General features: G+C 64.2%; 13 protein-coding genes and 1 pseudogene. 10 read left to right on the top strand and 4 right to left on the bottom strand.

What is annotated here, in order from left to right:
- Nucleotides 1-305, bottom strand: a pseudogene (locus ACIQ09_RS20290) (aspartate kinase); the annotation flags it as partial.
- Between the two features lie 258 nt (nt 306-563).
- On the opposite strand from ACIQ09_RS20290, the gene ACIQ09_RS20285 reads away from it, so the two are divergent.
- Entirely contained in the window at nt 564-866 is a 303-nt protein-coding gene (locus tag ACIQ09_RS20285) for a DNA-binding transcriptional regulator (RefSeq protein WP_296403052.1), read from the top strand.
- 12 nt (nt 867-878) lie between these two features.
- On the opposite strand, the gene ACIQ09_RS20280 is transcribed toward ACIQ09_RS20285, so the two are convergent.
- Nucleotides 879-1730 carry a radical SAM protein gene (locus ACIQ09_RS20280; protein ID WP_398313920.1) on the bottom strand — a complete coding sequence of 284 codons (852 nt, stop codon included), beginning with the start codon at nt 1728-1730 and terminating at the stop codon, nt 879-881.
- Nucleotides 1731-1797: 67 nt separating this feature from the next.
- Between ACIQ09_RS20280 and queD the strand changes: the two genes are divergently transcribed.
- Complete coding sequence (gene queD / locus ACIQ09_RS20275) at nt 1798-2250, top strand: 6-carboxytetrahydropterin synthase QueD (RefSeq protein ID WP_398313918.1); 453 nt, start codon at nt 1798-1800, stop codon at nt 2248-2250.
- Nucleotides 2251-2293: 43 nt separating this feature from the next.
- Here queD and ACIQ09_RS20270 read toward each other — a convergent pair whose 3' ends face one another.
- Entirely contained in the window at nt 2294-2992 is a 699-nt protein-coding gene (locus tag ACIQ09_RS20270) for a fumarylacetoacetate hydrolase family protein (RefSeq protein WP_398313916.1), read from the bottom strand.
- 142 nt (nt 2993-3134) lie between these two features.
- On the opposite strand from ACIQ09_RS20270, the gene ACIQ09_RS20265 reads away from it, so the two are divergent.
- From ACIQ09_RS20265 to ACIQ09_RS20250, 4 genes are all read left to right on the top strand, one after another.
- Nucleotides 3135-3710 (top strand): DJ-1/PfpI family protein, encoded by a 576-nt coding sequence (locus ACIQ09_RS20265; RefSeq protein ID WP_398313914.1) that lies wholly within the window; start codon nt 3135-3137, stop codon nt 3708-3710.
- 87 nt (nt 3711-3797) lie between these two features.
- Nucleotides 3798-4154, top strand: a complete 357-nt coding sequence (locus ACIQ09_RS20260; RefSeq protein WP_296413388.1) for a ribbon-helix-helix domain-containing protein — start codon at nt 3798-3800, stop codon at nt 4152-4154.
- A gap of 9 nt (nt 4155-4163) precedes the next feature.
- The gene (locus ACIQ09_RS20255; RefSeq protein ID WP_398313912.1) at nt 4164-4868 is read left to right on the top strand and encodes a glutathione binding-like protein; all 705 of its coding nucleotides are present in this window, start codon (nt 4164-4166) and stop codon (nt 4866-4868) included.
- 114 nt (nt 4869-4982) lie between these two features.
- Entirely contained in the window at nt 4983-6812 is a 1830-nt protein-coding gene (locus ACIQ09_RS20250) for a DEAD/DEAH box helicase (protein ID WP_398313910.1), read from the top strand.
- Nucleotides 6813-6827: 15 nt separating this feature from the next.
- Here the strand turns inward: ACIQ09_RS20250 and ACIQ09_RS20245 are convergent, their stop codons facing one another.
- Nucleotides 6828-8171, bottom strand: coding sequence for an HD-GYP domain-containing protein (locus ACIQ09_RS20245; protein ID WP_398313908.1), 1344 nt, complete (start codon nt 8169-8171; stop codon nt 6828-6830).
- Between the two features lie 161 nt (nt 8172-8332).
- Between ACIQ09_RS20245 and ACIQ09_RS20240 the strand changes: the two genes are divergently transcribed.
- The 4 genes from ACIQ09_RS20240 to ACIQ09_RS20225 form a co-directional block, all read left to right on the top strand.
- The gene (locus ACIQ09_RS20240) at nt 8333-8995 is read left to right on the top strand and encodes a DUF47 domain-containing protein (protein ID WP_398313906.1); all 663 of its coding nucleotides are present in this window, start codon (nt 8333-8335) and stop codon (nt 8993-8995) included.
- Nucleotides 8996-9003: 8 nt separating this feature from the next.
- Complete coding sequence (locus tag ACIQ09_RS20235) at nt 9004-10011, top strand: anion permease (RefSeq protein WP_398313904.1); 1008 nt, start codon at nt 9004-9006, stop codon at nt 10009-10011.
- Nucleotides 10012-10085: 74 nt separating this feature from the next.
- Nucleotides 10086-10325 carry a hypothetical protein gene (locus tag ACIQ09_RS20230; RefSeq protein WP_398313902.1) on the top strand — a complete coding sequence of 80 codons (240 nt, stop codon included), beginning with the start codon at nt 10086-10088 and terminating at the stop codon, nt 10323-10325.
- The coding region (locus ACIQ09_RS20225; protein WP_398313900.1) for a DUF1615 domain-containing protein at nt 10322-11591 on the top strand (1270 nt) is incomplete at its 3' end. The genes ACIQ09_RS20230 and ACIQ09_RS20225, both read left to right, overlap by 4 nt.

The following is an 11591-nucleotide window of genomic DNA, read 5'->3' as shown; positions in this document are numbered from 1 at the left end:
ATGCGCACCTGGCCGCCGGTGTAGCTGCGCGCCTTGATGCCCATTTCCTCGAGCGCCATGGAGAGCAGGCCGATGGTGACCTGTTCACCTGTGGAGATCACCACGTCGAGTTCACGGGGGCTGGGATTGGGGCTGATTTCCTTGGCCAGAGCGATCAGGCGATTGGTCTCGCCGCTCATCGCGGACAGGACGATCACCATCTGGTCTCCCTTGGCATGGGACTTCGCGACCCGCCTGGCCACGTTCTTGATCCGTTCGGGGTTGCCGACGGAGGTGCCGCCATATTTCTGAACTATGAGCGCCATCTTGACTTCTAAGAAGATGAGGATGTGGAAAGCGCGTGATCTTATCGGATAACGCGATCTCGTGCAGCTACGAGTTTCTTTCGGGGGCCGTGTTCCACATCACGAAAACGAACTGTGGAAAACCCTAACCAAAGCAAATATGTCGTTGTATGAGTTGCGAGTAGTGATCTATACTTTTCGACATATAACGAAAGTTATATCTCACAGCAGCTAGTCTGTTGTTAAAACTGACAAGAGTAACCCCTTGAGGATGGCAAAATGAAAACTACTGAAAAAGTTGATGTGCGCGAGATCCGCCGGAAGCTGGGCATGAACCAGTCCCAGTTCTGGTCCAAGATCGGCGTCACCCAGAGCGGCGGCTCCCGCTACGAGAGCGGTCGTAACATTCCCCGCCCCGTGCAGGCACTGCTGCGCCTTGTTCATATTGAACAAGTCGACATCAGCAAGATCAAGAAGGACGACGTGGAAGTTGTCGAATACCTGAAGAGCACCAACCCGGAGCTGTTCAAGACCCTGAAGAAGGAAGCGCGCGCCAAGAAGAAGGAACGCGTGGCCCACTGATGCGGGTTTGGGTCAGGGGCTGACCATCACCGTCAGCCCCTCGTCCTTCAAGCCTTTGGCGATGGCCTCGAGCACCTCGGGATCCAGACGCTGCAAATGTACGGCTTCAGGCTGGAAAGACGGGCGGGCCACACCATATAGGTGTACGCCCTTCAGTGACGAAGTTCCAGCCATCTTCAACATCTCCACGTAGGCATCCATGAATGCCTTCGTCGGCGCTACTCCGTCCCAGCGAAACAGGCAGGTCTGCACCCAGGTCGGACACAGTTCCGCGCACAGGGCCAGGCGCCGTGCATGTGCTTGCGGCTTGATATCCACGCCGTTGATGCGCGCGATGTCGGTTTCCGTTCCTGCATCCAGTTTGAACCACACCTCTCCGCCGGCACGGGACAGCGCCTTCAGTGCGTCCTGAACCGCAGGCCTGTCCACCAGGCTGCCATTGGTGATCAGGCGGATGGGTACCCCGCTTAGCCCGGCTGCGTCGCGGATCGCCACGACACGTTCGACGATCTCCGCGAAGTTCCTGCACCCGGTCGGCTCACCGTTGCCCGAAAAAGCGATGTCGCGGATCACCCTGGCCTCCGGCGGAACGTGCTCCTCCATGAAGCGGCCCCGGATCAGCTCGTCCAGAAATCCGCTCAGCTCGCGCGCCAGCAGTGGAAGATCGATCTCCGGCGCAGCGCCGCGCACCAGCCCCGGCACCTGACAATAGGCGCAATGCCAGTTGCAGGCATTGTTGGGGTTCAGGTTGATGCCCACCGAAACACCCCCCGCCCGCCGTGACACCACCGGGTAGACGTAAGTCATGTCGATGAAGCTGCGGTTGTGGTCGCTTACCGTGAGCATCTGGCCATTCGTGAGCATGCGGCTATCCGGGTCCAAATCGAGGTCGCGTATACTACGGGACCTTTTTTCACGACCGGTGTACCCCATGCGTATCACGCGCCGCCTGGAATTCGACGCGGGCCACCGCATTCCCGACCACGCCAGCCAGTGCCGCCACCTGCACGGCCACCGCTACGCGCTGGAAATCACCCTGTCCGGGGAGATCATCCAGGCGTCCGGTGCCGCGGTTAACGGCATGGTGATGGACTTCGCCGACGTCAAGGCCGTGGCCAAGCAGCATCTCGTCGATGTGTGGGACCACGCCTTCCTGGCCTACAAGGGCGATACCGCGGTGGTGAGCTTCCTGCAGGGCATGCCTGGCCACAAGACGGTGGTGCTGGATGTGGTGCCGACCGCAGAGAACCTGGCTGCCGAAGCCTTCCGCATCCTCGACCCCCTGTATCGGGACGTCTACGGCAATCACCTGCGCCTTGAACGGGTACGCCTCTACGAGACCCCCAACTGCTGGGCAGACGCCCTCCGCACGGAGCGGGGCTGACACCCTGACGGCAGGGAGGTGACGCCCCCTCCCCTGCCATCCCTCAGATGATGCGCAGCGACAGGCTGCCAAGCCCGTCCACGCCGGCTTCGATCACGTCCCCCGCTGTCACCGGCCCAACCCCTTCCGGGGTTCCGGTGAAGATCAGATCACCCGGCTCCAGCCGGAAGTAGCTGGAAAGATTGGCGATGATCTCCGGCACCGACCAGCTCATGTCCGACACCCGCGCCGACTGGCGCAGCTGTCCATTCACCTTCAGCCAGACCGGCGCCTGCTCCACCGGGCCGGCTTCCGCCGCCGGCACAAGGGGCGCGATGGGGGCCGAGCTGTCGAAGGCCTTGCCCAGCTCCCACGGGCGCCCCTTGTCGCGCAGCGCAAACTGCAGATCCCGGCGGGTCATGTCCAGCCCCACGCCATAGCCCCATACATGGGCTGCCGCCTCGCCTACCGGAATGTTCACACCACCGCGCCCGATGGCCACCACCAGCTCGATTTCATGATGGAAGTTTGAAGTGGCCAGGGGATAAGGCAGGTCGACAATCTGGCCCGCCGCCACCGGCACCACCGCATCAGCCGGCTTACAGAAGAAGAAGGGCGGTTCGCGGGTCGGGTCGGAGCCCATCTCACGGGCGTGGGCGGCGTAGTTGCGCCCGACGCAGTAAATCCGGCGCACCGGGAACAAGGCATCGCTGCCGCGCACCGGAACGGCCGCCTGGGCGGGCTGGGGGATTGCATAGGCCATCAATAAACTCCGCGCAAAAGCGTCATCATGACCAAACCCGGCCCGCCCGTCAGCCCTCCGCCACGCCGCAGTAACCGGCTACCACCCAAGCATGGCCCGCCAGCGCCACACTGCCTCCACCCCAACCCACACGGAGACAGGCATGGCCAAAATACTCATGATCTGCGGCGACTTCTGCGAAGACTACGAAACCATGGTGCCCTTCCAGACCCTCCTTGCCGTTGGCCATACGGTGCATGCCGTATGCCCGGACAAGAAGGCCGGCGACACCATCGCCACGGCCATCCACGATTTCGAAGGCAACCAGACCTACACCGAGAAGCGCGGTCACAACTTCGCCCTCAACGCCACCTTTGCCGAGATCCGGGCCGAGGATTACGACGCCCTGGTGATTCCTGGCGGCCGCGGCCCCGAGTACCTGCGCATGTTCCCGGCCGTGATCGAGGCCGTCCGGCACTTTTTCGCCGCCGACAAGCCGGTGGCCGCCGTCTGCCACGGGGCCCAGCTCCTGGCCGGTGCCCGTGTGCTCGAAGGCCGCACCTGCTCGGCCTATCCCGCCTGTCAGGCCGAAGTCGAACTGGCCGGGGGCACCTACGCCGCCATTCCCATCGATCAGGCCATCACCGACCGCAACCTGGTCACCGCGCCCGCCTGGCCGGCCCATCCGGCATGGTTGGCCCAGTTCCTGGCCGTGCTCGGTACCAGAATCAGCCTCTGATCAGGATAGTCCCCAACTCGGCGCACGCCCCCGCAGCACCTACAATGGTCTGACGGGGGCGTTCCCCGTTTCAGGAGCCACGCGACGATGTGCCAGATCTTCATCAGCGCCGACCCGGAGCTGTACGCCACCCGCAGCCGCTCGATCCGGCTGCATGGCGTTGCCACCAGCCTGCGCCTGGAAAACCTGTTCTGGGCCGTGCTCGAAGAGATTGGCGAACGGGATGCCCTCAGCGTCCCCCAGCTGGTCAGCCGCCTCTACGACGAGCTGGTGACGAGCGGCCGTCTCGACGAACACGCGAACTTTACGTCCTTCCTGCGGGTCACCTGCATGCGCTACCAGCAGCTCCAGCTCGCCGGCCGCATCCCCACCGACCCCCGCATTCCCATCCGCGGCCTCGATGCCGCCTGGGTGCTGGCCACCGAACACCGCCCTGCTGCCTGACTACACGCCATGATCGACCTCTACTACTGGACCACCCCCAACGGCCACAAGATCACCCTCTTCCTTGAGGAGAGCGGCCTGCCCTATCGCATCCTGCCCATCAACATCGGCAAGGGCGAACAGTTCCAGCCCGACTTCCTGCGCATCGCCCCGAACAACCGCATTCCGGCCATCGTCGACACCGACCCGGCAGGCGGCGGAGAGCCGATCTCCGTCTTCGAGTCCGGCGCCATCCTCCTTTACCTGGCCGAAAAGAGCGGGCGCTTCCTGTCCGCCGATCCGCGCGTCCGCATCGACACCCTGCAATGGCTGTTCTGGCAGATGGGTGGCCTCGGCCCCATGGCGGGTCAGAATCACCACTTCGTGCAGTACGCCCCGGAAAGCCTCCCTTACGCCATTGAGCGCTATGTAAAGGAGACGGCGCGCCTCTACGCAGTGCTCGACAAGCGCCTGGCCGACCGGGATTTCATCGCCGGCCCCGACTACTCGATCGCCGACATGGCCTGCTACCCGTGGATCGTGCCCCATGCCCGCCAGCGCCAGAACCTCGACGATTTCCCCAATTTGAAGCGCTGGTTCGAAGCGATTCAGCAACGGCCGGCCACCCAGCGCGCCTATGCATTGGCGGCAAACATCAACACGGCGCCCTCGGTCAGTGACGAATCCCGCCAGATTCTCTTTGGGCAGGACGCAACTACGGTCACAAAACCCTGAACCACTCATGGGACGGGCGCGCCGGCTTCCGGTAAAATCACGTTTTATCTGAAGCCGCTTCTTTCACCGGGCCCAAGACCGCTTCACCCTTCACCCGGCCCGCGCCCCGCTCCCATGACCGCTCCCATCGAACGCTTCGACCAGCTCGACCTCCAGGCGCCGCTCCTCGCCGCCCTTACCGAGATCGGCTACGAAACCCCCTCGCCCATCCAGGCCGCCTGCATTCCGCTCCTGCTCGCCGGCAACGACATCCTTGGCGAAGCCCAGACCGGCACCGGCAAGACTGCCGCCTTTGCTCTGCCCGCCCTCGACAAGGTCGACATCTCCAAGCGCAACCCGCAGGTGCTGGTGCTCGCCCCCACCCGCGAACTCGCGATCCAGGTCGCCGAGGCCTTCCAGCGTTACGCCAGCAAGATGCCCGGTTTCCACGTGCTGCCCATCTATGGCGGCCAAAGCATGGTCGTCCAGCTGCGCCAACTGAACCGTGGCGCCCACGTGATCGTCGGCACCCCCGGCCGCGTGATGGACCACATGGAGCGGAAGAGCCTCAACCTCGACAGCATCACTACGCTGATTCTCGACGAAGCCGACGAAATGCTGCGCATGGGCTTCATCGACGATGTCGAATGGATTCTCCAACGCATCCCGGCCGAACGGCAGACCGCGCTCTTCTCGGCCACCATGCCGGACGCCATCCGCCGGGTTGCCCATCGCTACCTGCGTGACCCGAAGGAAGTGAAGATCAAGGCCGCCACGACCACGGTCTCCACCATCCGTCAGCGTTTCCTGCAGATCGCCGGCGCCCACAAGCTGGACGCCCTGACCCGCATCCTCGAAGTCGAGGACGAGTTCGATGCCGCCATCGTCTTCGTGCGCACCAAGACGGCCACCGTAGAACTGGCCGAAAAGCTTGAAGCCCGTGGCTACGCTGCCGCCTGCCTCAACGGCGACATGACCCAGCAACTTCGGGAGCGGGTCATCGAGCAGCTCAAGAACAAGACCCTCGACATCGTCGTCGCCACCGACGTGGCCGCCCGCGGCATTGACGTGCCCCGTGTGAGTCACGTCATCAACTTCGACATCCCCTACGACACCGAGGCCTACGTGCACCGCATCGGCCGCACCGGCCGTGCCGGTCGTGCCGGCAACGCCATCCTCTTCGTCGCCCCGCGGGAGACTCACCTCCTGCGCCAGATCGAGCGTGCCACCCGCCAGCCCATCGAGCTGCTCAAGCTCCCCAGCCGCGAGGCCGTCGCCGACAAGCGCGTCGCTGCCTTCCGCCAGCAGGTTGCCGAGGTGCTTGCGTCCGAAGACCTGAGCTTCTTCACCGACGTGATCAGCGGCATGGAAGCCGAGCACGAGGCCGAGATCCACGAGATCGCTGCGGCCCTGGCCTTCCTCGCCCAGAAGGATCGCCCCCTGCAGATGCCCGAAACCGGCCGGCCCGACATTGCCCAGCTGGCCACCGGCAAGCCGGAAGCACGTGCCCCGAGGGATGCACGCGAAACTCGCGAGCCCCGCGAGCCCCGCGAAAATCGCGGCGAGATTCTCGAGCGCCGTCGCGACTATGCCGAAGGCCGGCTGGCCCGCTATCGCATCGACGTGGGTCGCGAGCACATGGCTTCGCCGAAGGACATCGTCGGCGCCATCGCCAACGAGGCCGGCATCGAGAGCCGCTTCATCGGCCAGATCAATCTGTTCGAGGATTACAGCACCGTCGAGCTGCCTTCCGACCTGTCCAACGACGTGATCCAGATCCTGCGTCGTGCGCGGGTTCGCCAGCAGCCTCTCAACATCCGCCTTGCGAGCCCTGAAGAAGCGGCCCGCGAACGCGGCCGCCCCGGCCCTGGTGGTCGTGGTGCCCCGCCCAAAAAGCCCTTCCGCAAGGAAGGCGGCTTTGACCGTCCGGGCGGCGACTTCAAGTCGCGCAAACCCAAGCCCTGATCACGCGTTTCGACCTCAGGCGAGGTCGAGGCCGCCGACGATCTGCTTCAAGGCATCGAAGCAGCGTGCGTCGATGGCCCGGCCGACCTCCTCACCCATGATCTCCAGGGTTTTCGATACCGGCATCGCCCCACGATAGGGGCGCTCTGCCGTGATCGCATCAAAGATGTCGGCCGTGGTGATGATGCGGGTTTCCAGGGAGATGGCATCTCCGCGGATTCCCCTTGGATAGCCCTTGCCGTCCAGGCGCTCGTGATGCGCCCCTGACACCCTTGCCAGCTCTTCAAAGGCATCGATCCGCGACAGGATGGACTCGGTGTAAAGAGCGTGGCGTTGCACCGCAGCCCATTCCTCCCCGTCCAGCTTCCCCGGCTTGTCGAGGATCGCGTTGCTCACCCCCAGCTTGCCCATGTCGTGGAGCAAGGCCCCGCGCCTGAGCCAGCGCCGGCGCGCCGGATCGATCTCCAGCGCCTCGGCGATCCGGTCAGTGTAAAGCGCCACCCGGGTGCTGTGACCCGCAGTGTAAGGGCTCTTGGAGTCCACCACCTGCCCGAACGCGGCAGCAATCTCGTCCAGGTAGTCCTCGTCCAGAGGCACCGCGAAGCGCCCGGGCTCCAGCACAAAGACGGCCGCATCCAGATCAGGCTCGGCGAGACGCTCCCAAAAGTGCGGCAACTCGGCCACCCGCCGAAAGGCGGCCACCACCGCCGGGTCGAACCAGCTGCCGGCGCGGTCCTCCACCTCCCAGCACGCCGCATCCATGCCGTCCGAGACATTGAAGACGTCCACCACCTGGGCCAGCAGGGCAATCCGCGCATAAACCGGAATGGCCTCACCCTGAAGGCGCGCGGGCCGGCCGCTACCATCCCAGTGCTCGTCCAGACAGTGAATGCCCATCGCCACCGCTTCACTGAAGCGTAGCTGTCGCGAGATGCTAGCGCCCCGGGTGCAGCGCGTTTCGATCAACTCCTGGGCGATGCCGTCGCCGTTCTGAAAGATGTGGGCGATGGCCTTGAAGCGATCCGTCAGCGTCGCCCCCAGGCCGGTATGCCCGATCACGAACTTCAGCACCTTGGGCAGACTGCCATCCACCGTCTTGAAGTCGCGCTTGAAGGACAGATCGTCGGTGAGATACAGCTCGCAGATCCGCGCCGCATTGCTGCTGCAACCCAGATCCTTCAACAGCAGCGTGTAGTACAGCTCCCACAGGGCCTCGTCGGAAAGCCCCATGGCTCTGCCCACATGCATGCCGATCCAGCAGCAGCGCACGCAGTGCCCTTCCGGCTGCCCCTCGGTGATGTCGAGGGCGTGGCTGAGGGCACCGATGAGTTCCGATAGTTTCAAATCCCTTAATGGCATTGACCTGCTCCAAACCGAATCCAGAACACCCGCCTCGATGAAGAATGACGGGCTCTTCGAGCTAACGGCAGCAATCAGGCCGACTGAAGCAGGAGCAATACGTTGTAAGCGCCCTACAGTTGGCGCGTGTCGGCTCGTGGCGCGGGGACGCCTCTGTTAAAATGAAACATTACAGTCATTTGATTGCCACAAAACCCATGTTCGGACGCTTGCTGCCCCATGAGGGCCGTTTTTTTGAACTCTTCAACTCCCATGCGGAGCAAATTGTCCTCGGCGGTCAGGCTCTGGTCGCCCTGATGGAGGATCTGGCCAGCGCAGAGCAACACATCAGCGCCATCGAGGCCATCGAACAAGCCGCCGACAAGATCACCCACGAAACCGTCGCCCAGCTCCACAAGAGCTTCATCACCCCCCTCGATCGCGACGAGATCCACAGCCTCATCAACGCCATGGACGACATCCTCGATACCGTCCAGGACGTCGCCGAGTGCACCACGCTCTACCACATCCAGCGCATCACCCCGGAAGCCCTGCAACTGGCCAACGTGAGCCTGTCCTGCTGTACCCGCGTGAAGATCGTTGTCGGGCTCATCTCCAACATGGACAACGCCAGCGCCATCCTCCAGACCTGCCAGGAAATCGATCGTCTCGAGACCGACGCCGACCGCATCATGCGGGGCGCCATGTCGCGGCTCTTCCGCGACGAGCGTGACGCGCTCCAGGTCATGAAACTGAAGGCCATCTACGAGCAGCTCGAATCGATTACCGACCGCTGCGAGGACGTCGCCAAGATCGTCGAAGGCATCGTGCTCGAAAACGCCTGAGCACCGCCATGGAAACCGTACAGATCGGGTTCTGGGTCATCGCCGGGCTGGTTGTTGTCGCCCTGCTTTTTGACTTCATGAACGGCTTTCACGACGCGGCCAACGCCATCGCGACCGTCGTCTCCACTGGCGTGCTCAAGCCCCACCAGGCTGTGGCCTGGGCCGCCTTCTTCAACTTCGTGGCCCTCTTCGTATTCCAGCTCAAGGTGGCCAGCACAGTGGGCAAGGGCATCATCGACCCCGCAGTGGTGGATCACTACCTGATCTTCGGCGCCCTTCTGGGGGCCATCGCCTGGAACGTTGTGACCTGGTACTACGGCATCCCGTCCAGCTCATCCCACGCCCTCATCGGCGGCATTGTCGGCGCTGCCATTGCCAAAGCCGGTACCGATCCGCTGATCTCGTCAGGCATCTGGAAGACCGTCTCCTTCATCATCATCTCGCCGCTGTTCGGCTACGTGCTTGGTTCCCTGATCCTGGTGATCGTGGCCTGGGTGTGCCGCAACAAGACCCAGCGCCGGGTGGATAAATGGTTCCGCCGCCTGCAACTGGTATCCGCGGCCATGTACAGCCTCGGCCATGGCGGCAACGACGCCCAGAAGACCGTCGGCATCATCTGGATGCTGCTGCTGGCGGCCGGCGTCACGGCGCAGGGCGATCCGGTGCCCATGTGGGTCGTGGTGCTGTGCTACCTGGCCATCGGCCTCGGCACCCTGTTTGGCGGATGGCGCATCGTCAAGACCATGGGGCAGCGCATCACCAAGCTCAAGCCCGTCGGCGGCTTCTGCGCCGAAACCGGTGGGGCCATCACCCTGTTCCTCGCCACCAGCCTGGGCATCCCCGTGTCCACCACCCACACCATCACCGGCGCAATTGTCGGGGTCGGTTCGGTGCGCCGTACCGCCGCCGTGCGCTGGGGTGTGGCGGGCAACATCGTGTGGGCCTGGATACTGACCATTCCCTGCTCGGGTTTGATCGCTGCCGGTGGCTACTGGCTGGGCCGGAGCATTCTGTAAGGCGCCGGAGTGCTTGACGAGGACGGGGAGAAGCCCGATCCTCGCGCCACTCCGGTTTCCTGAATCCGCGCCCGATGTCCTCGCTCACACTCAAGCAGCAAAAGACCTTCGCCCTGGTACGCATCATTGGTGGCTTCACCGCCGCCTGCGTGCTGGGCTACTCCTTCGTCGCCAACGTGTTGGCCGGCCAGCCGGCAGAGGGGCCCGTGCTCCTCACCGGCATCATGGCCCTCCTGGGCCTCGGCTATGCCGCCTTCCATACGCGTAGCCTGAGCCGCATTGCCCGCCTCGAAAAGGGCACGGAGAAGGCTTGAAGCCCGCGGCATCCCTCCTTGGCCTGCTGGCTGCAGTGACCCTGCTGGCTGGCTGTGCCAGTACCGGGCCGGTCGAGTCGCGCCCCTCGCCGACACTGCCACCCGCTCCAGGCCAGGCACCGACAACGCCCCGCCCCCCCGTGATCAGCGAGCCGCAGCGGCCGGTTCAGGCACAGCCGCCGCCAGTCATTTCCGTACCAGCACCGCCGCCGCCTCGCCCGGTGGTCACAAGCTACCCCGATGAGCGCGAAGGCCGGGCCCTCGTCGCCGGCTATCTGCCCACCCTGCTGAAAGACCGGGACGGCTGGGCAGCGGACATCTTTGCCGCCTTTGCCGCACTGCGCCTGCCACCCACGCCTGACAACATCTGTGCCGCCATTGCGGTGACCGAACAGGAATCCACCTTCCAGGCCGATCCGGAAGTGGCGGGGTTATCGCGCATCGTCTGGAAAGAAATAGACACCCGACGGGAGCGCCTGCATCTGCCCAAGCTGCTGGTGGATGCGGCCCTCCTCAAGACCTCGCCGGATGGCCGCAGTTACAAGGCGCGCATCGACAGCCTGCGCACCGAAAAGCAGATGAATGCCCTGTTCGACGACATGATCTCGGAACTGCCGGCGGGCAGAACCCTGCTCGGCGGTTACAACCCGGTCCGGACCGGGGGCCCGATGCAGGTCAGCGTGGCCTTTGCCGAAGAGCATGTAAAGGAAAAGTCTTATCCGTATCCGCGGCGGGGCAGTGTGCGCGACGAAGTGTTCACCCGCCGTGGCGGGCTCTACTTCGGCATCGCCATCCTGCTCGATTACCCGGCACCCTATACCCAGCCCCTGTACCGTTTTGCGGACTTCAACGCCGGCCGCTACAGCAGTCGCAATGCCGCCTTCCAGGAGGCCGTGTCCAGGCTCACCAGCCGGCCGCTGGCCCTGGACGGCGATCTGCTGCGCTACACCGACGGCGTCCCGGCGGCGGAGCCCAGTGCAACACTTTCGGCACTGCAAAGCCTTGCCGGTCAGCTGGGCCTGTCCCGGGCCGAGATGCAGCGTGACCTGCGCCTGGAGAAGACCGCGCGCTTTTCCAGCACGCCGCTCTACAGCAAGGTCTTTGCCCTCGCCGACAGCCGCGCCGGCACCCGGTTGCCCCGGGAGGCCATGCCCCGGATCGATCTCAAGAGCCCCAAGATCCAGCGCAAGCTGACCACCGCCTGGTTTGCCGACCGGGTAGACACGCGCCATCGCACCTGCCTCGGGCGCAACCGTTCAGCGAGCC

This window comes from Zoogloea sp., from assembly GCF_044344315.1.
Taxonomy (GTDB): domain Bacteria; phylum Pseudomonadota; class Gammaproteobacteria; order Burkholderiales; family Rhodocyclaceae; genus Zoogloea.
The sequence above is the reverse complement of the archived record's forward strand: the minus strand, read 5'-3'. Positions and strand labels throughout refer to the sequence as shown.

What these genes read in the sequence shown, in the direction of transcription:
- ACIQ09_RS20285 (WP_296403052.1), top strand. Translation starts at nt 564, where the DNA reads ATGAAAACTACTGAAAAAGTTGATGTGCGCGAGATCCGCCGGAAGCTG.
- ACIQ09_RS20280 (WP_398313920.1), bottom strand. Translation starts at nt 1,730, where the DNA reads ATGCTCACGAATGGCCAGATGCTCACGGTAAGCGACCACAACCGCAGC.
- queD (WP_398313918.1), top strand. Translation starts at nt 1,798, where the DNA reads ATGCGTATCACGCGCCGCCTGGAATTCGACGCGGGCCACCGCATTCCC.
- ACIQ09_RS20270 (WP_398313916.1), bottom strand. Translation starts at nt 2,992, where the DNA reads ATGGCCTATGCAATCCCCCAGCCCGCCCAGGCGGCCGTTCCGGTGCGC.
- ACIQ09_RS20265 (WP_398313914.1), top strand. Translation starts at nt 3,135, where the DNA reads ATGGCCAAAATACTCATGATCTGCGGCGACTTCTGCGAAGACTACGAA.
- ACIQ09_RS20260 (WP_296413388.1), top strand. Translation starts at nt 3,798, where the DNA reads ATGTGCCAGATCTTCATCAGCGCCGACCCGGAGCTGTACGCCACCCGC.
- ACIQ09_RS20255 (WP_398313912.1), top strand. Translation starts at nt 4,164, where the DNA reads ATGATCGACCTCTACTACTGGACCACCCCCAACGGCCACAAGATCACC.
- ACIQ09_RS20250 (WP_398313910.1), top strand. Translation starts at nt 4,983, where the DNA reads ATGACCGCTCCCATCGAACGCTTCGACCAGCTCGACCTCCAGGCGCCG.
- ACIQ09_RS20245 (WP_398313908.1), bottom strand. Translation starts at nt 8,171, where the DNA reads ATGCCATTAAGGGATTTGAAACTATCGGAACTCATCGGTGCCCTCAGC.
- ACIQ09_RS20240 (WP_398313906.1), top strand. Translation starts at nt 8,333, where the DNA reads ATGAAACATTACAGTCATTTGATTGCCACAAAACCCATGTTCGGACGC.
- ACIQ09_RS20235 (WP_398313904.1), top strand. Translation starts at nt 9,004, where the DNA reads ATGGAAACCGTACAGATCGGGTTCTGGGTCATCGCCGGGCTGGTTGTT.
- ACIQ09_RS20230 (WP_398313902.1), top strand. Translation starts at nt 10,086, where the DNA reads ATGTCCTCGCTCACACTCAAGCAGCAAAAGACCTTCGCCCTGGTACGC.